Source organism: Synergistes jonesii (assembly GCF_000712295.1).
Lineage (GTDB): Bacteria > Synergistota > Synergistia > Synergistales > Synergistaceae > Synergistes > Synergistes jonesii.
Map to the genome: position 1 here is coordinate 92,531 of NZ_JMKI01000016.1, position 17,053 is coordinate 109,583.

Consider the following 17,053-nt stretch of genomic DNA (forward strand, 5'->3'; position numbering starts at 1 on the left):
CGCCGTGGGAAAAAACGCGGGCGTGCCGCCGAAATGGCTGCTGCTCTCCGCTTACGCCGCCCTTTATATAATATGGGGCTCGACCTATCTCGCGATTCGCTTTTCCGTTGAGACGATTCCGCCGCTTTTTTCCGGCGGGATCCGCTTTCTGGCCGCCGGAGTCTTACTCTTCGCCGCACGGACCGCGAAGACGCGGGATTTTCCCGACGCGCGCGGCTGGAAGTTGGCGTTTTTCGCGTCGCTGCTGCCCTTCGCCGTCTCCTACGGGCTGATCACAGCGGCCGAAAAGGTCGTGCCGTCGTCGATAGCGGCGCTGCTGATAGCGGTGGAGCCGGCCCTCTTCTGCCTGATAGGCTGGCTATTCTTCGACGGCAAAAGGCCCCTGCCGCGCCACTGCGCCGGCATCGCGCTCGGCTTCGCCGGCGTCTGCCTGCTCATCCTCCGCGACCCGAACGTCCGCCTCTCCTTCTCGGGCTACACACTGTGGATGCTCGCGCCGCTCCTTTCCTCCGTGACCTGGGTGGTGGGGGCGTTCATCTCTTCCGACCCGCGCATACACGCGGATTCGCTGACCTCGTCGGCTATGCTGATGACCTGCGGCGGCGCGGCGATGCTCGTGTCGCAGTACGCGCTCTCCGCCTTCACCGGGGATTACCCGAGCTTCGGCGCCTTTTCGGCGCGCTCGGCCGCCGCCCTCGCCTATCTTATAGTATTCGGCTCGATCGTCGCGTATTCGTCGTTCATCTGGCTCATGCGCGTCGAGCCCGCGAACCGCGTTTCGACTCACGCGTTCGTCAATCCGATCGTCGCTGTCATCTTAGGCTGGCTGGTCGGCGGCGAAGAGCTGCACGCGAACATCTTGACGGCCCTTCCCTTAATCGTCACGTCCGTCATATTGATGGTTTGGGAGAAGAAGGAAGGGTAGCCGCCCCGGCTTTGCGTCTTCGAGCCAAAGGCGGCGCACGCAACGCGGCTCATTTGTGTTCCGTGCGACATACGACTTTCGGCGCCGTTGATTTATAATAATGCCACAGGCGGAGGATTTTTGAAAATTTTCCCCGCGGGCTCAGGACATTTTGAAAAAGTCAGCAGGGCCGCGCCGGCGGCGCGGACACTTATCATAAAACAGCGTGAAAGGAGAAGACATCATGAAAAAAATAATAAGCACGGAAAACGCCCCCGCGGCTATAGGCCCCTACTCTCAGGCGGTGAAGGCTGGAGGCTTCCTATTCCTCTCCGGGCAGATCCCCCTCGACCCGAAGACGATGGCCGTCGTGCCTGGCTGCGTGGCCTGTCAGACGGAGCAGGCGCTGAAGAACATGTGCGCGCTGCTCGAAAGCGAGGGGCTCACGCCCGACGACGTCGTGAAGACGACGGCCTTCATCAGAAACATGGACGATTTCGGAACGGTCAACGAGATCTACGCGAAGTACTTCGCAAAAGACGCTCCGGCACGCTCCTGCGTCGAAGTCGCAAAGCTCCCGAAGGACGTGCTCGTCGAGATAGAAGCGATAGCGCTCTGCAAATAACGGGTCGCCGCCGCGAGACGCGGCGGCGTTTTTCTCCGTCGGCATGGGGGGAAGATCATGGAATGGAAGATAAAGAGCTTCGACGAGCTTTCCGCGAAGGAGCTCTACGACATTTTAAAGCAGCGCTGCGAGATATTCGTCGTCGAACAGAAGTGCCCCTACGCCGACGTCGACGGCGCGGACGAAAAAGCGCGGCAGCTCTTCGCCTACGCGGAGGACGGCGCGCTCGCCGCGTCGATGCGCCTTCTGCCGGCCGGCGTAACCTACGACGCTTTCGCGATGGGGCGCGTCGCGGTCGCGCGCGGCTTCCGCGGCCGCGGCACAGCGCGCGAAATGATGGAAAGGGCGATCGACTTCGCGCTGGACGAACTTGGAGAAAAAATCATAAAGATCGGCGCACAGAATTATCTCGTCCCGTTTTACCGTTCGCTCGGTTTCGAGCCGATCTCAGAAGTCTATCTCGAAGACGGCATCCCGCACGTCGACATGGAGCTGCAAAGCTCGGCTTATAAAAGGAGGGAGCCTTCATGATAAAAGTTTTCGTTTCCGGCGCGTCCGGCAACGTCGGCCGCGCGATAGTGAGAGGCATTCCGCAGAGGAAAAATTTTTCGCTCGTCGGAGGCTGGTGCCTTGAAGCGGGGCGCGACCTCGGCGAGCTGGCCGGGATAGAAAAAATCGGCGTAGCCGCCTCGCTAGATCTCGAAGAGGCGCTGCGCGAGCTGCGCCCCGACGCGGTGATAGATTTTTCGTCGGCGCCGCTGATGGAGGAGAGCCTCTCGCTTTATCTCCGCCTCGGCCTGAACGCCGTGATCGGCACGACCGGCCTCGCCGAAGATGAGCTTTCCCGCCACAAAGCTGAGGTCGAAGCCAAAGGGCTGCGCTGGGCCGTCATACCGAATTACTGCCTCGGCATGGCCCTCGTCGCGGATTTCGTCAAAAAGGCGCGTAAATATTATCCTTTCGTCACGATAACGGACCGCCACACGAACGAGATGGCGAACGCTCCCAGCGGCACCGCGGCCCTCCTCGCCTCCGAACTCTCCGGCGAAGCGCCGGAGGTCAAGAGCCGCGAAATCTACCGAGGCGCGCTCGGCGCGAATATCGGCGGCGTGCCGGTCTTTTCCGAGCGTCTGCCTATGCCCGGCCCCTACTCCGAGCACGTGATAAAGCTCGCGAGGAGGGACGAGGTGCTGACCGTGACGCTGCAGGACTACACGAGCGACGTCTACCTCGACGGCATCTTCATGGCCGCCGAAAGGCTCCCCTCCCTTCCGCGCGGAGCATTTATAAGGAGCCTCGGCGAACTGACGGAGCTTTAGCGCTCATTCCGCCGCCGCAAAAAACGCGCTTTGCTATATACTTTTAAAAATCTTTTTCGGGGGCGCGCCTTGTGAGCGAAAGCAAAAAATTTTCTGTCTATCTTATGGCGACGCTGCCGATCGTCTTTTGGGGCGTCAGCTTCGCCGCCGCGAAGGTCGCCCTTGAGGAGGCGGATCCGCTGCTGCTCCTCTTCCTGCGCTTCGCGATCTCGCTCCCGCTTCTGCTCGCCTTGGCCTGGAGGGGCGGAGAGGCGGCGCTGCCGACTAAAAAGCAGGCGCTCGTCCTCATTTTCATGGGCTTCATGGGCTTTTATTTCCATTTGGGGATTCAGACGATGGCGATGCGGACTTCGGGAAGCGGGATGGCGAACTGGCAGATGGCGGCCTCGCCGGCCGCCGCGGCGCTGATGTCCGCGATATTCCTTAAAGAGCGCATGTCCCGCACCGGCCTGCTGGGCGCCCTCTGCGCCTTTCTCGGCGTGACGGTGGTCCTCGGGCTCGGCACGAAGGGCGCCAAAGGCATTTCTATCTATAATTTCGGCGACTTTCTGATAACGGTCTCCATGCTGAATTGGGCCGCGTTCATGGTCGTCACGCGCTGGCTATTCCGCGACGGCGGATACCCGCCGCTATTTACGATCTTCTGGGAGGTGTTCTTCGCGGCGCTGATGTGCGCGCCTACGCTCGCGCTGCTTCGCGTCGACGTGGGCGCCGCCGCCCGTTTCGGCGCGCCGACTTGGGAAGCGCTATTGGTTTTGGGCCTCTTATGCTCCGGGTTAGCCTACGCGTTCTGGTACCGAGCCGCGGCCGCCATACCGGTGCCCCGGCTTATGGTCTTTCAGTTCTTGCAGCCGCTCGTCGGCGTCGTCGCCGGCTACTTCGTGATAGGGGAGCGCTTCACGCCCTGGCTCATCCTCGGCGGAGCGATGATCGTCTCCGGCGTTTACGCCGCGAACAGCCACAAATAAGAGCGGCGGTCAGTCTATCGTACCGCCGCCGACGACGCACTCTCCATCGTAGAGCACCGCGGCCTGTCCGGGCGTCACCGCGCGCTGTGGCTCGTCGAACTCCACGTGGATTCCGTCGTCGGATATCTGCTCGACGGTCGCCCGCTCCTCGCGCGCGCGGTAGCGGATCTTCACCTTAACTCGCAGCGGCGCCGTTATTCTTTCGCAGGCGATCAGATTTATCTTCGACGCAGTGAAGCTCTTCGAATAGAGCTCTTCGTCTCTGCCGAGGAGCACGACGTTTTCCTCCGCGCGCTTCGCGCATACGTAGAGAGGCTCGCGCAGCGAAAGCCCGAGGCCGCGGCGCTGCCCTATCGTGTAGCGCTCCACGCCTCTGTGGCGTCCGAGCACGCGCCCCGACGCGTCGACGAAATTTCCGCAGCGGAACGGCTCGCCGGTGCGCCGCTCTATAAACGACGCGTAATCTCCGTCGGGCACGAAGCATATGTCCTGGCTCTCGCGTTTCTTCGCGTTGTCGAAAGAATTTGCGAGCGCTATCTCCCGCACCTGCGCCTTGGTCAGCGCTCCGAGCGGAAAGAGCGTGCGCGACAGCTGCTTCTGCGTCAGAGAGTAAAGGACGTAGCTCTGGTCCCTGCTTTCGTCGGCGCCCTTTTTCAGCCCCCAGCGCCTCGCGCCCGAATCGAAAAATATTTGCGCGTAGTGCCCGGTGGCCATCAAATCATAGCCGAGCTCCCCGGCGCGCTCGAAGAAAATCCCGAACTTCATCAGGCGGTTACAGACGACGCACGGATTGGGCGTAGCGCCCCTCCTATAGGCGGCGATGAAATCGTCTATCACGGCGCCGCTGAATTCATCTGTAAGATCGAAGATATAAAAGGGGATCCCCATGCGGAGGGCGACGCGGCGGGCATCCTCACAGCCGCCCTCCGCTGCGAAGAGGCGCATCGCAGCGCCGCCGCAGAAGGCGCCGCCCTCCTTTATCAAAAGCGCGGCGACGGAGCTGTCCACCCCGCCGCTCATCGCGACCAGCGTCTTGCCGTTCACCGTGCGGCCGCGGGCGCTTAGGCGCCCATTACTCTTTTTAGCTCTTCCGCGACGCCCTCCTCGCAAGAGCGCATCGCTTCTAAAGTCTTTTCCAGAAGCGTGTCGAGTTCCCAGCCGAGCATCTCCGCGCCCTGCGCTATGACCTCGCGCGAGCAGCCGGCCGCGAACTTTTTATCCTTGTATTTTTTCTTCAGGCTCTTCAGCTCCATGTCGGAGACGCTCTTGGAGGGGCGCATCAGCGCCGCCGCGCCGATGAGCCCCGTGAGTTCGTCGGAGGCGAAGAGCGCCTTCTCCATCGGATGCTCCGGCTTTATCTCGGAGCAGAGGCCGTAGCCGTGGCTGCAGATCGAGCGGATCATATCCTCTCCGACGCCGCCGGCCGCAAGGAGCTCCGGCGCTTTTTTGCAATGTTCTTCGGGCCACATCTCAAAGTCTATGTCGTGAAGCAGGCCGACGGCCGCCCAATAATCCGCGTCGCCGCCGAAGCCGAGATCGTCCGCGTACCATCTCATCACTCCCTCGACGGTAAGCGCGTGCTGGATGTGGAACTCCTCTTTGTTGTATTTTTTCAGCAGCTCGAGAGCCGCTTCCCTCGTAACGCAGCTTTTCACCAAAACCCCTCCGTAAGCGCTAAACGCGCCGTTATTCGAGGTGAATTATAAACACTAATCCTTCTCTCCGCAAACCGCGGGTGCGGCGGACTTTATTGTGCTAAAATAATCGATGGATACTTCGGCGTCCGGAGTGTGCGGGATGGATTCGAAAAGAAAATTTATGATTTTAGGCGACATAGCCGTGCTTCTCGTTTCATTCATCTGGGGGGCGACCAACGTCGTGATCCGCGACGCGCTCGGCGGCATAACCCCCTTTTGGTTTTGCGCGCTGCGCTTCACGACGGCGTGCGCCTGCGTCATGCTCATTTTCGGACGCCGCGCGGCGGCGATGTCGGCGCAGGACAAAATCGCCGGGACCTTTACCGGAGCGGTGTTCATTTTAGCCTACCTTGCCGGCGCAGTCGGGCTGCTGTACACGACGGCCGGCAACCAGTCTTTCATAATCTCTACCTCGGTGGTCTTCGTGCCTCTTGCGGTCTGGCTGCTGACGCGGCGCTTCCCCGGCTGGCACGTTATAATCTCTGTACTGCTCTGCACCGCCGGGACGGCCGGGCTCGTGCTCGACGGAGACCTATCCGTCAACTTCGGCGACTTGCTTTCGGCGGCCGCGATGCTCTTCGTCACCGCCTACATCCTGCTCGTCCAGAAATTCGCCGCCAACGCCGACCCCTGCGGTTTATCCTGCTGGCAGGCCTTCGGCGGCATGGCTGTCGCGGCGGCCGCGGCGCTGATATTCGAGCCCATGCCGTCGAACGTCTCCGCGAAGGCGTGGGCGGCGATAATCTACGCCGGCACGATAGGCTTCGCGCTGACGCTGGTGCTGCAGACCACTGCGCAGAAGTACACCTCGCCGACGCACGTCGCGATCCTCCTTTCGACCTCAGGCATCTTCGGCAGCGTGCTGGGGATAATCTTCCTCGGAGAACCGATGACGTGGAGGATCTTCATCGCCTCCGCGCTGATATTGGCCGGCATTTTGCTCGTCGAGACGCTGCCGGCGATAAGAGAGAAACGATCGTCCGGAGATTGAGTTTTTTCCGCCGGCACGGCAGGAGCGTAAAAATTTCGCCGCCGCGGAGTCCGGAACTCCGCGGCGGCGATTTTCGACCGCTGATCTTTATCTCCCCATCGCGTAGATAAGGTCCGCTTCGGCGCTCTTGATGTCGTAGAAGGCCGTGACGACTTCGCTCATGCTGTTCGCCAGCGCGAGGCGTGCGTCCAGCGCGTCGAGGTTGGTGCCGACGCTTTCGGCGTAGCGGCGCTGCGCTATGCGGTAATCCTCGCGCGATTCGGCGAGCTGCCTGCGCGCGACTTCCAGGCGGCTGCCGGCGGAGGAGAGGGAGCTCTCTGCCTGAGCGACTTCCATCCTTATCACGTTTTTCATGTCGTCGAGCAGGAAGAGCAGTTCCCTGGCGTTGGCCTTCGCCTCATCGGTCTTGGCCTTGGCCGCGCCGCCGTCGTAGAAATTCCAGTAAACGCCGAGCGCCGCCACAGGCTCGCTGTAGTCGTCGGGGAAGAAGCTGTCTCCCGCCGCCGCGTAGCCGACCGCTCCGAGTATCTGCGGAAGCAGCAGCCCCTTCGCGGCGCGCGCCAACTTTTCGGCCTGCCGCGAGAGCAGAGAGTAGGCCTTCAGTTCCTCGCGGCTTTCGTACGCCGCTGCGACGTCGGCGCTCGTATCCGCACCGTATGGGCGCCCCTCGCGCGAGAGTATCGACGACAGCGGCTCTTTTTTCTCTATCTCTTCCGGGAGATCGGCGCCGACCGCGCGGCGCAGCGCCGTCATGGCGACCGCCGTCGCGTTCCGCGCGCGAATCACGTCGAGCTCGGAGGAGGCCACCGCGACGTTGCTGCGCAGCACGTCGCTCTTAGCGACGACGCCGGCGTTGAATAATTTTTCGGCCTGCGCCCTGTGCTCCTTCGCAAGAGAGGCTGCTTCCTCGGCGACGAGCTCCTTCGCCTGGGCGGCGCGCACCGCGTAATAGGCGCGGCGCACCGCGTTGTCCACGCCCTGCTTCGTGCGCGCCCCGCGCGCCTCCGACGCGTCTTTCGCGAGGCGCGCGGCTTCCCTCCGGGCTTGCAGCGAGCCGCCGGAGTATATAGTCTGCGTCAGCATGACGGCCGCCGCGTAGGTGTGCGATTCGAGCACCGGAACGCTGAGCGCCGTTCCCATAACGCCGACCTCCTTTTCGAAGTCGCCGCCGCTCCAGAGGGCGCCCATCGCGGCGGCCGCCTTCGGCCCCATCTGCGCCGCGGCGCCGGCCAGGCGGGCCTCGGCGGCCGCAGTGCGCTCAGCCGCCGCGGATATCTGCGGGTTGTTTCGCTCCGCCGCCGACAGGAGCGATTCAAGCAGCGCGTCGTCCGCGGCGGAGGCCGCCGCGGAAGCCGCTAAGGTCATCATGAAAGCCGCGATAAATCTTCTTATATACATTTCAATCCATCCTTTCCGCAATAATTCCCCGACCACCGAACTCGCCCGCGCATCATGGAACGAAACGCCTCCTGAACATCTGCACGGCGGCAGTGAACATGATGGCGATGTAGGCCGCGAGCGCGAGCGTCTCCTTCCACACGTACTCCATGCCTCCGCCTTTAAGTATTATCTGGCGCGTCAGACTGATGTAATAGGTGATCGGGAAGCATTCGCCGAGGTAGCGGAAGCCCGTCGGAATCGCCTCAAGGGGGAATACGAAGCCCGAGAGCAGGACGCAGGGGAGTATTATGAAGACCGACATCTGGATGGCCTGCGTCTGGTTCTGCGCGAAGCAGGAGATCATGATGCCGAGCGCGAGGCTCGCGACGACGTAGAAGAAGGTCAGCGCATAGAAGAGCGGCATGCTGCCGAGGAAGGGCATGTCGAAGACGAATATGCCGACGAAGATCGAGATGAAGACCTGCACATATCCGACGACTATGTAGGGGATTATCTTCGACAGAAGCAGCTCCTCTATCCTCATCGGCGTCACGAGGAGCTGTTCGAGCGTGCCCTGTTCGTTTTCGCGCACGATCGCCATCGCCATCATCGGTATCAGCGTTATCGTCAGCAGCAGCCCCATGATGCCCGGCACGATATACCACGACGTTATGAAGTCCGGGTTATACCACAGCCTGATTCTCATATCTATCGCCTGCCCCGGCACCTTAACGCCGAGCCGCGCGAACTTCGCCGCTAAAATCTCCTGGGACTTCAGCAGCCCTATCGTCTGCGCCGCGGCTAAAGCCGACGAGGCGCTGAGGTTGTCGGTAGCGTCTACTATGACCTGCACCGAGGTCTGCCGGCCTCCCTTTATCTTGCCGGCGTAATCCGGCGGGAATATGATCCCCACCTTGGCGGCGCCCTCTTCTACCCTTTCGTTGACCTCCTTCATGCTTGCCGCGAATTCGACTACGTCGAAGTAGTTGCTCGACGAGAGGCTGTTTATCATTTCGCGGCTCTCCTGCGTGCGCGACTGGTCGAATATCACGGTCCTGAGATGTTTTATATCCGTGTTGATCGCAAATCCGAATATAAGCAGCTGCGCAAGCGGCATGAACATGACGATCGCAAGGGTGATGCGGTCGCGCATCAGCTGTATGAACTCCTTTATTATCAGCGATTTAAGCCGTTCCCAGTTCATTTCGTGCCTTCTTTCTTAACGGCGGAGGCCGCGGTGTACTTTCCTATGCCGGATATGCGCCCGCTGCCTAAATCATCGCCGGCGTGCGATTTTACGAGGTAGACGAAGACGTCCTCCATCGAATGGTCTATCCGCTCTATCTTCGCGCCCTCGAATATTCCCTCCGGCTTCAGCTCGCGCTCGTTCGCCACGAGCAGATGCAGCTTGTCGCCGAAAAAGTAGGAATCTATCACGGGGCCGGCCTCCCCGGCCTGGACCTTCGCCAGCAGCTCCATCGCACCCCCCGCCGAAATTTCATAGAGCTTGCCGGGGATCTTCCTCTTCAAGTTGTCCGGCGAGTCGTCGGCGATGAGCCTCCCGTAATATATGAACGCCACCTTATTGCAGTGTTCGGCTTCATCCATGAAGTGCGTCGTCACCATGACGGTCGTGCCGTGCTCCGCCAAATCGTAGATTATATCCCAGAAGAGCAGGCGCGCCTTCGGATCGACGCCGCTCGTAGCTTCGTCGAGGAAGAGTATCTTCGGCCTGTGCAGTATCGCGCAGCCTAGCGCGAGCCTCTGGCGCCAGCCGCCCGAAAGCTCTCGCGTCTTTTCCTCCTCGCGCCCCGTTAGCCCGGCCAGCGCTATCATATCCTCTATCCGCCTCTTCCTCTCAGCCCCGACTAGGCCGTAAAGGCCGGAATACAGTTCGAGATTCTCAAGCACCGAGAGCTCGGGGTAGAGGGAGAATTTCTGCGACATATAGCCGATCTTTTTCTTAAGCTCGTGGCTGCCGGTCGCGAGGTCCAGCCCGAGTACGAGCCCTCTGCCGGAGGTAGGCGCGAGCAGGCCGCAGAGCATCCTTATCGTCGTCGACTTTCCGGCGCCGTTCGGCCCGAGGAAGCCGTAGACCTCCCCCTCCTCTATCGACATGTTTATGTCGTCCACCGCAGTGAATGAGCCGAACTTCTTCGTAAGGTGCTCTGTCCGGACTACTACAGGGGGCATCTCTAATCCTCCCTTCCCGCGAAGGAAACGAAGAGGTCTTCGAGCCCCGCGCCGATATCGCGCATCGGCGGAAGCGCCGCGCCGTGCTCCGCGAAGGCCGCCGCTATCGACTCCCTGGCGCCTTGTAGATCGTCCGTCACGATGTGGTACTTCGAGCCGAACATATTTTCGTCGACTATATGCGGGCGCCCCCTCAGCCACGCGCCGACGCCTTTGGCGGCCGTTTCCAGGCTGAGCAGCCTATATTCGTAGCGCGATATCAATTCGGCCGTCGTTCCCACGTCGAGTATCTTTCCTCTGTTGAGGAAGAGCTTGCGCGTGCAGAGCTCCGCTTCGTCCATATAGGGGGTGCTGACGACTATCGTGAGCCCCTCGTGGTTGAACTGATAGAGCAGGGCCCAGAACTCGCGACGCGCGACCGGGTCCACGCCCGTCGTCGGCTCGTCGAGCAGAAGTATCTCAGGCGTGTTCAGCAGCCCTATCGCGAGGGCCAGCTTCTGCTTCATGCCTCCGGAGAGCCGCCCCGCGAAGCGGTCGCGGAAGCCCCACAGCCCGACGCGCGAAAGGATGAACTCCGCGCGCTCCGTCACCTCGGCCGCCGCTTTGCCGTAAAGCGAGCCGAAGAGATTTATGTTTTCCATCACGCTCATATTCTGATAAAGGCTGAAAAGCTGCGGCACATAGCCGGCCCTGGCGCGCGCGCGCCGCCTGTTCAGCTGCCCCAGGAGGCGGCACTCTCCGCCGTCGGGGTTGATGATGCCGAGCGCCATGCGCATCATCGTAGTCTTTCCCGCTCCGTCGGGACCGATGAAGCCGAAAATCTCGCCGCGCCGTATATCCAGATCGACGTTCCGCAGCGCCTGCGCCGCGCCGTAGCTCTTCGAGGCGTTCTTGTAGGAGAGGACGCTCTCCGTCGTCATAGCACGGTAACGTCCGCCGGCATTCCGGGCTTTATGACGCCCTCCGTGTTTTTTATCCTGACCTTGATCCAAAAGACCATATTCTCGCGTTCCTTCTGAGTCAGAGACATGCGCGGGTTGTACTCCGCCTGCTGGTTGACCTCTGAGACCGACGCTTCGAATTCCCTGTCGGGGAACGCGTCTATCCGCACGCGGCACTCAGAGCCGAGCTTCACCCTGCCGAGCTGCGACGACGGTATGTAGAGCTTCACCCAGCAGTCCTCCATATCGCCGAGTGTGGCTATCGGCGCTCCGGCGTTCACGACGTCTCCCACCTCGTAATTCTTCGTCAGCACGACGCCGTCGGCCGGCGAATAAAATTCTTTATATCCGACGAGGGTCTTCGCCTTTTTATAAGCCGCCTCGGCCCGCTCGGCGTTCGCCTGCGCGGCCGCTATCTGCTCGGAGCGCGCGCCGTTTTCGAGAAGGCGCAGCTGCTCTTCGGCGGCCCTCACCGCGCTGCGGGAAGATTTCGCGGCCTCGGCGGAAAGCTCGGCGTCGCGCTTCGCCACCACGCCGTCGGCGGCCAGCTCGGAGAAACGCCTCTCGTCGCGCCCGGCCTGCTCCGCACGCGCCCTGCGCGCGTCCACCTCGGCGCGCGCCCTCGCTATATCCTCCTTGCGGAAGCCGTTGTTCAGCTCTTCAAGCTGCGCGCGGGCCGCTGCGAGCGCGAATTCGGCCATCTTGACCTCGTCGTCCGCGCCGTCGAGCGACAGGCGGGCTATCAGCTGACCCTTCTCGACATGTTCGGCCTCCTTTATCGTCAGTTCTTCTATCCTGCCCCCCGCCAGCGGCGCGAGCTGGACCTGCGTCACCTCGACCGTCCCGGAGGCCTTGAGCCGGTCGTCGTTCGGCCTCTTTTTGAAATAAACGGCGGCGGACGTGCCGACGACAAGCAGCAGGACAAACAGTATCAGCACGTTTCTTCCGGAAAAAAACTTCGGTTCCTTCAATACGTTCCGCTCCCTTCAAGGATCGTATTCTAAATTATTTTTATTATCGTTCGTGCGGAGGCAAAAGTCAAAGCACGGAAGATCGCGCGAATTCGCGCAAAAAATAACTTAGAACGAACGTTCGAATTATATCAATCGTGATAAAATTGTCAATAAGGTGAGCAGTTCCATGCTATATTAACAGAATGGAGTCCGAGCGGCAGGGAATTAAAAGGACACGCCCGGTGCAGGGAAAGCATATGAAAATTCGCATCGACGAAAACGAAACGCCAAAAAAAATACTGGAAGCGGCGCTCAAGCTGATCTCAGAAAACGGATATGCTAAGGTCTCGATGAGAGACATAGCCCGCAAGGCCGGCGTGGCCATCAGCCAGATCGCCTACTACTACCGCAATAAGGAGGGGCTCTTCCTCGCGCTCGTGCGCAACGTCAAGAAAGCCTTCGTGGACGACTTCACCGAAAAGACGGGTAAGATAAACGGTTCCGATGAATTCATAACTTTCCTCTGCGAATACGCCAAGGAGAGCATCGTCGGCAACCCCGACATACACCGACTGCGCTTCGAGTTCTCAACCCTGGCGATGGCTTCGGAGCTCTTCCGCGCCGAGTTCGGCACGCTTGTAAAAGAGCTCTCCGAAATAATCGCGAAAGACATCGAGGAGCGCGCGCCGAGCCTGGAAATCACAAAGACGTGCGGGGCGCTGCGGATAGCCGAATTCATAGTGATATTCATCTTCGGGGTTTCCTCGCAGTACCTCACGGAGGGCAGAGACCCCCGGAGGCTCGAAAATATAGACATGCTGAAAACTCTGATAAAATAAAGCCCAGAGCTTCTGCTTCTTATCGAATCATCAAAGCCGCTTCGCGCGGGCGCGGGGCGGCTTCAGGCGTTCTCTTCCCTATTTCGGAGATTCTTCTTTTACATCACTTTCGCGTCGTATCCGGCGCCGTCTATAACGGCCAGCAGCTTTTCGGCATCGCCGGGGAATTCGGCGACGACCTCCTTTGTCGAAAGGTCGAGCGACTTGACGGAGCCTCCGGCCTCCGCCACCGCGCCGCGAATCCTCTTTTCGCAGTGCTCGCACATCATCTCTGGTATCTCAAGCTTGAATTCAGCCATTGCAGGACCTCCTGTTTATTCCTTCGCCGAGCCTATTATCCTCAGCGAATTGAGTATCACCGTTATCGAGCTCGCCGCCATCGCGCACTCCGCCGCTATCGGATGCAGAAGCCCCGCCATCGCCAGCGGAATCGCTATTATATTATAGACGAACGCGGCGAAAAGGTTTTCTTTTATCACGCGCGAAGTCTTGTTGGAAATTTTTATCGCGGCCACCACGCGGGCGAGCCCCCCCTTCATGATGACGATATCGGCGCTGTCGACCGCTAAGTCCATGCCGGTGCCCATAGCTATGCCGACCTCGGCCGCCTTCAGCGCCGCTGCGTCGTTTATCCCGTCGCCGCAGACTATGACGCGCCTGCCCCTGCTCTGCGCTTCGCGCACTATCGCGAGCTTGCCCTCGGGGCGGACGTCGCTGCGGAACTCGTCGATCCCCGCCTCTTCGGCTATCTGCCGCGCCGTCTCGCCGCCGTCGCCGGTCGCCATCATCGGCGTGACGCCCATCTTCTTAAGCTCCTCAACCGCGGCGCGCGAATCGTCGCGTATCCTGTCCGCTATCGCGAAGAAGCCCGCCGGCTCGCCGTTCTTCCGCACCTCCACGAGCGTCGAGGCGGGAGGCGCGTCCTTCCAGCGTGAACGCTCCAGCGCCCTGCCGACGAACCATTCGTCGCCGTCCCACCTGCCTGCGACGCCCTCGCCCGCCGTTTCCTTCATCTCATCGGGATAATCGTAAGGGCGGGCGCCGACCGCCTCCGTTACCGCGGCCGCAAGGGGATGCCCGGAATCCGCTTCGAGCGCGTAAATGTACGGCAGGGCCTCCTCCGGCGCGCTCCACTCGACGACCTTCGGCTCGCCGCGCGTTATCGTCCCCGTCTTGTCGAGCAGCGCGAAGTCGGCGTCCCTCAGCGTCTGCACCGCCTCCGCGTTACGTATCAGCAGGCCGGAGCGCGAAGCCTCGCCGGCGCTCGCGACGAGGGCGAGCGGCGTCGCGAGCCCCAGCGCGCAGGGGCACGCTATCACGAGAGTCGCGATGAAAGCGTAGGCCGCGGCCGCGACGGGCGTCGACGCGCCGGAAGGCCACGGCATCGCGGCGGAAAGAGGCTCAAGCGCCAGCGTGAGGCGCGGGAAGAATACATACCACGCCGCGGCGCTCAGGCAGGCGAGCGCGATCACCGTCGGGACGAACTTCAGCGTTATGCGGTCGGCGAGGGCTTGAAGCGGGACCTTCGCGCCCTGCGCGTCGCGGACAAGTTCGAGCATCTGGGAGAGGAAAGTGTCCGCGCCGACCTTCGTCGCACGTATCACGAGCGGCCCGTCGAGATTCAGTGAGCCGCCGGTGACCTCCGCTCCCGGCAGCTTCGTCACGGGCAGTGACTCGCCGGTCAGCAGAGATTCGTCGACGCCCGAGCTCCCCTCCTCCACCACGCCGTCGAGCGGTATCCTTTCTCCGGCGTTCACGCGAATCAGCGCGTCGGCCTTCACTGCGTCGACCGGAACCGTCACTAAGCCGCCGTCGGCGATGATCCTCGCCTCGCGCGGCTGCAGCGTCAGCAGCGTCTTCACCTGCTTCGCGGCCTTGTCGCGCAGCCGCGATTCGATATAGCGCCCGAGAAGGTGCAGCATCATGATCATCACGCCGACCGCGCCGAACGAGGGAATCGCGGCGCCGGCGAAATTCAGTATCGCCGTGAGCCACGACGCCGTCGACGAAAGCGCGATGAGCGTGTCCATATTCGTATGCTTATGGGAAAGGGCTATCCAGGCGCCGCGCAGAGTCCTTCTGCCGCAGCGGAAGAGCGCGAGGGCCCCGAGGACTATTTCGAGCGGCCCGTACCAAGCCCAGTGGAAGCCGAAGAACATATGCAGATACATCAGAAACGAAAGAGGCAGCCCTATCGCCAGAACCTCCGCCAAATTCCTTCTCGCCTCTTTATAGCGCATCTCGTCGAAATCCTCAGGCACATCCTGCGCGACCTCGTAGCCGGCGTTTTTGACCGCCTCCGCGAGAGCATCCATCGTGACGTCCGGCGACGTTATCACGAACGCGCTGTCGGTAGCGAGATTGACCGACGCGAAGCTCACGCCTTCAGTTTTTTTGAGCGCCCTCTCGACGATGCGCGAACAGGTCGCGCACGTCATGCCGAGCACGCGGAAATTCCATTTCAATTCGTCCTTTTTATCGTCTGCGTCAATACTATCCTTCTGCACGTCGAAACCTCCAGACAAGCCGCGGAAAGGCGCGCCGCGATGCTCTTGCATCAGCCGGCCGCGCCGCCGCGAAAAATCATTTTCAGTTATATCTCCCTCTCACAGGATATTCTATGACATAGCGGCGCTTTTGTACAATGAAGGCTGGCTCGAAACTTCGCGTTCCGCCATTAAAAAAGCGGGGACGGCCGAAGCCGCCCCCACTCGTTCGTCGTTTTGCGCTCCGCGCCCCGCCGTTACTCGGACTTTTCGCGAAGCCCTATCCTCAGCGCGTACGCGACTACTTCGTTCTCGTAAAAGCGAAGCTCGTTGCTGTTCAGCGACCTCTGGCGCGATCTCAGGACCTCCGCACAGCTGTTCGCGGGGCAGCTGTCCTTGTCGCGGTACGCGGCAAGGTCGAGCTCTTTTCTGCATTCGCCGAGGAACGCTTCCAGTTCGCTTTTGCCCCGGCTGTCATCCTTCCAGTAATGCAGCTTGACGTAGAGCTTTACGCGTTCCTCCATGTTCTTGAAGAACGCCTCTCTGAGCGCTTCCTTCTCTTCTTCGCTCTTGCCGTCCCAGAGCTCTTCGAACTCGCCGCTCTTCTGAAGGACTTCTTCGCTCGGCATATCGACGAGGATCGCTCCTTCTTCGGCGGAGGAGTTCCGTCCGTCTTCTGGGGAGCCGACGACGTCGACTTCCGCGCGGGCTCCGGAGGCGCTGAGGAGAAGGAAGGCAGCAGAGCAGCAGAGCAGTTTTTTAACAATCTTGCGATTCATTGGGCTTCACTCCCCTTTTTACTTTTCGGCGGCTTTCTGCATGAGCATTTCAACTTTCGCCTGAAGTTCTTCCATCGTGCTCTGCATCTTCTCGTTGCTTTCCTTCAGCTTGGCGTTCTCCGCCTTCAGCGCGGATATCTCGTCCTGCATCACGTAGGTCGCGCTGATCGGGCCGGCTTTGTAGCGCGCCGGGATGGCGTCTTTTTTGCCGCCCAGCCTGAAGGTCACTCCCGCGTTGGCCAGCACGCGGCTGCTGCCTCCGTATGACGCTCCTATGTGGAACATGGTGTTTTCTCTCGTGTAGTGCGCCAATCCCACCGCTATCGCCGTGCTGCCTCTGTAGTTCCCTACCGCCGCCATTATCTGCGTCGGCTCGAGCGGGTCGTATTGGATCGGTTTCAATCCCGCCAGCGCCGCGCTTTCCGCTCCAAGGTCTTCGACTTCGTCGCTGAGTTCGCTGTAGACGCGGTAGAGGTTGTCTGTCGTTTCGCTGAGCTGTCCCACTGTCGCAGCGTCTGTCGCGTTGGCTCCAGGCGCTATGTTGGTTATTCTGTTGCCGCCCATCGATACGCCTCCGTTGTTGATGATCACGTCGCCGCTGGCTGTGCTTATTTTGATGGCGTTGCTGACTAGGCCTTCTTTCGTGATCGTCGTGCCTCCGGCTACGCTGATGGTTTTGTTGACGCTGACGCTGTCTATGCCTGTGATGTCTTTGGCGAGTCTGATGTTCAGCGTGTCGTTTCCGTCGGATATTACTCCGATGTTGTCGGCCGCGGATACGGAGGTGGCGCCGCCTTTGATGTTGAGCTGGCTGCCGAGGTCTCTGTGGATTTTATCTCCAGCGTCTCCCGCGTAGTCTTGCCCTTTGGCTTTGAGTTGGTCGAGCTGGCCGACGTTTGCCGCGTCCGTCGCTTCTGTGCCGGCGGCTACGTTTTTGATTTGTGTGCCGTTTTCTCCGCCGAGGGTGATTGTCTCTTG

The 17,053-nt window shown here is 60.8% G+C and carries 18 protein-coding genes; 7 read left to right on the forward strand and 11 right to left on the reverse strand.

The window, feature by feature from the left end; genetic code table 11:
• The first annotated feature begins 4 nt into the window (after positions 1 to 4).
• The 5 genes from EH55_RS04470 to EH55_RS04490 all read left to right on the forward strand — a co-directional run bounded on the left by EH55_RS04470 (position 5) and on the right by EH55_RS04490 (position 3,816).
• Complete coding sequence (locus EH55_RS04470) at positions 5 to 925, forward strand: EamA family transporter (protein ID WP_037975135.1); 921 nt, start codon at positions 5 to 7, stop codon at positions 923 to 925.
• A gap of 223 nt (positions 926 to 1,148) precedes the next feature.
• Positions 1,149 to 1,529, forward strand: coding sequence for a RidA family protein (locus EH55_RS04475; RefSeq protein ID WP_037975137.1), 381 nt, complete (start codon positions 1,149 to 1,151; stop codon positions 1,527 to 1,529).
• Between the two features lie 57 nt (positions 1,530 to 1,586).
• On the forward strand, positions 1,587 to 2,060 hold the full coding sequence (locus tag EH55_RS04480; protein WP_037975139.1) for a GNAT family N-acetyltransferase: 474 nt from the start codon (positions 1,587 to 1,589) through the stop codon (positions 2,058 to 2,060).
• Positions 2,057 to 2,848 (forward strand): 4-hydroxy-tetrahydrodipicolinate reductase, encoded by a 792-nt coding sequence (locus EH55_RS04485; RefSeq protein ID WP_037975141.1) that lies wholly within the window; start codon positions 2,057 to 2,059, stop codon positions 2,846 to 2,848. The genes EH55_RS04480 and EH55_RS04485 overlap by 4 nt, the downstream gene beginning before the upstream one ends.
• 71 nt (positions 2,849 to 2,919) lie before the next feature.
• On the forward strand, positions 2,920 to 3,816 hold the full coding sequence (locus tag EH55_RS04490; RefSeq protein ID WP_037975143.1) for a DMT family transporter: 897 nt from the start codon (positions 2,920 to 2,922) through the stop codon (positions 3,814 to 3,816).
• A gap of 9 nt (positions 3,817 to 3,825) precedes the next feature.
• Here EH55_RS04490 and mnmA read toward each other — a convergent pair whose 3' ends face one another.
• Complete coding sequence (gene mnmA, locus EH55_RS04495) at positions 3,826 to 4,860, reverse strand: tRNA 2-thiouridine(34) synthase MnmA (RefSeq protein ID WP_236617071.1); 1,035 nt, start codon at positions 4,858 to 4,860, stop codon at positions 3,826 to 3,828.
• Between the two features lie 17 nt (positions 4,861 to 4,877).
• Entirely contained in the window at positions 4,878 to 5,471 is a 594-nt protein-coding gene (locus tag EH55_RS04500; protein WP_037975145.1) for a hydrolase, read from the reverse strand.
• Positions 5,472 to 5,613: 142 nt separating this feature from the next.
• Here EH55_RS04500 and EH55_RS13370 point away from each other — a divergent pair, with 142 nt between their 5' ends.
• The gene (locus EH55_RS13370) at positions 5,614 to 6,504 is read left to right on the forward strand and encodes a DMT family transporter (RefSeq protein WP_051682643.1); all 891 of its coding nucleotides are present in this window, start codon (positions 5,614 to 5,616) and stop codon (positions 6,502 to 6,504) included.
• Positions 6,505 to 6,591: 87 nt separating this feature from the next.
• Here EH55_RS13370 and EH55_RS04510 read toward each other — a convergent pair whose 3' ends face one another.
• From EH55_RS04510 to EH55_RS04530, 5 genes are read right to left on the reverse strand one after another with little or no spacing between them, the layout of a single operon-like run.
• Entirely contained in the window at positions 6,592 to 7,902 is a 1,311-nt protein-coding gene (locus tag EH55_RS04510) for a TolC family protein (RefSeq protein WP_037975147.1), read from the reverse strand.
• A 52-nt stretch (positions 7,903 to 7,954) separates the two neighbouring features.
• On the reverse strand, positions 7,955 to 9,088 hold the full coding sequence (locus EH55_RS04515) for an ABC transporter permease (RefSeq protein ID WP_037975149.1): 1,134 nt from the start codon (positions 9,086 to 9,088) through the stop codon (positions 7,955 to 7,957).
• On the reverse strand, positions 9,085 to 10,077 hold the full coding sequence (locus EH55_RS04520; protein WP_037975151.1) for an ABC transporter ATP-binding protein: 993 nt from the start codon (positions 10,075 to 10,077) through the stop codon (positions 9,085 to 9,087). Before EH55_RS04520 ends, EH55_RS04515 begins: the two co-directional genes overlap by 4 nt.
• A gap of 2 nt (positions 10,078 to 10,079) precedes the next feature.
• Positions 10,080 to 10,997: an ABC transporter ATP-binding protein gene (locus EH55_RS04525; RefSeq protein WP_037975154.1), complete on the reverse strand. Its 918-nt coding sequence runs from the start codon at positions 10,995 to 10,997 to the stop codon at positions 10,080 to 10,082.
• The gene (locus tag EH55_RS04530) at positions 10,994 to 11,989 is read right to left on the reverse strand and encodes an HlyD family secretion protein (RefSeq protein WP_037975157.1); all 996 of its coding nucleotides are present in this window, start codon (positions 11,987 to 11,989) and stop codon (positions 10,994 to 10,996) included. The genes EH55_RS04525 and EH55_RS04530 overlap by 4 nt, the downstream gene beginning before the upstream one ends.
• Positions 11,990 to 12,228: 239 nt before the next feature.
• On the opposite strand from EH55_RS04530, the gene EH55_RS04535 reads away from it, so the two are divergent.
• The gene (locus EH55_RS04535) at positions 12,229 to 12,810 is read left to right on the forward strand and encodes a TetR/AcrR family transcriptional regulator (RefSeq protein ID WP_160170725.1); all 582 of its coding nucleotides are present in this window, start codon (positions 12,229 to 12,231) and stop codon (positions 12,808 to 12,810) included.
• A gap of 98 nt (positions 12,811 to 12,908) precedes the next feature.
• Here EH55_RS04535 and EH55_RS04540 read toward each other — a convergent pair whose 3' ends face one another.
• The 4 genes from EH55_RS04540 to EH55_RS04555 form a co-directional block, all read right to left on the reverse strand.
• Positions 12,909 to 13,109, reverse strand: a complete 201-nt coding sequence (locus EH55_RS04540; RefSeq protein ID WP_037975160.1) for a heavy-metal-associated domain-containing protein — start codon at positions 13,107 to 13,109, stop codon at positions 12,909 to 12,911.
• Between the two features lie 15 nt (positions 13,110 to 13,124).
• Positions 13,125 to 15,368: a heavy metal translocating P-type ATPase gene (locus EH55_RS04545; protein ID WP_081839431.1), complete on the reverse strand. Its 2,244-nt coding sequence runs from the start codon at positions 15,366 to 15,368 to the stop codon at positions 13,125 to 13,127.
• Positions 15,369 to 15,553: 185 nt separating this feature from the next.
• Entirely contained in the window at positions 15,554 to 16,075 is a 522-nt protein-coding gene (locus tag EH55_RS04550; protein WP_037975162.1) for a hypothetical protein, read from the reverse strand.
• A gap of 18 nt (positions 16,076 to 16,093) precedes the next feature.
• A partial coding sequence (locus tag EH55_RS04555; protein ID WP_037975164.1) for a YadA-like family protein occupies positions 16,094 to 17,053 on the reverse strand: 960 nt, incomplete at its 5' end.

Coding starts and splice junctions, on each gene's coding strand:
- EH55_RS04545 (WP_081839431.1), bottom strand. CDS start 15,368: ATGCAAGAGCATCGCGGCGCGCCTTTCCGCGGCTTGTCTGGAGGTTTC.
- EH55_RS04540 (WP_037975160.1), bottom strand. CDS start 13,109: ATGGCTGAATTCAAGCTTGAGATACCAGAGATGATGTGCGAGCACTGC.
- EH55_RS04520 (WP_037975151.1), bottom strand. CDS start 10,077: ATGCCCCCTGTAGTAGTCCGGACAGAGCACCTTACGAAGAAGTTCGGC.
- EH55_RS04515 (WP_037975149.1), bottom strand. CDS start 9,088: ATGAACTGGGAACGGCTTAAATCGCTGATAATAAAGGAGTTCATACAG.
- EH55_RS04550 (WP_037975162.1), bottom strand. CDS start 16,075: ATGAATCGCAAGATTGTTAAAAAACTGCTCTGCTGCTCTGCTGCCTTC.
- EH55_RS04510 (WP_037975147.1), bottom strand. CDS start 7,902: ATGTATATAAGAAGATTTATCGCGGCTTTCATGATGACCTTAGCGGCT.
- EH55_RS04525 (WP_037975154.1), bottom strand. CDS start 10,997: ATGACGACGGAGAGCGTCCTCTCCTACAAGAACGCCTCGAAGAGCTAC.
- EH55_RS04535 (WP_160170725.1), top strand. CDS start 12,229: ATGAAAATTCGCATCGACGAAAACGAAACGCCAAAAAAAATACTGGAA.
- EH55_RS04480 (WP_037975139.1), top strand. CDS start 1,587: ATGGAATGGAAGATAAAGAGCTTCGACGAGCTTTCCGCGAAGGAGCTC.
- EH55_RS04475 (WP_037975137.1), top strand. CDS start 1,149: ATGAAAAAAATAATAAGCACGGAAAACGCCCCCGCGGCTATAGGCCCC.
- EH55_RS13370 (WP_051682643.1), top strand. CDS start 5,614: ATGGATTCGAAAAGAAAATTTATGATTTTAGGCGACATAGCCGTGCTT.
- EH55_RS04485 (WP_037975141.1), top strand. CDS start 2,057: ATGATAAAAGTTTTCGTTTCCGGCGCGTCCGGCAACGTCGGCCGCGCG.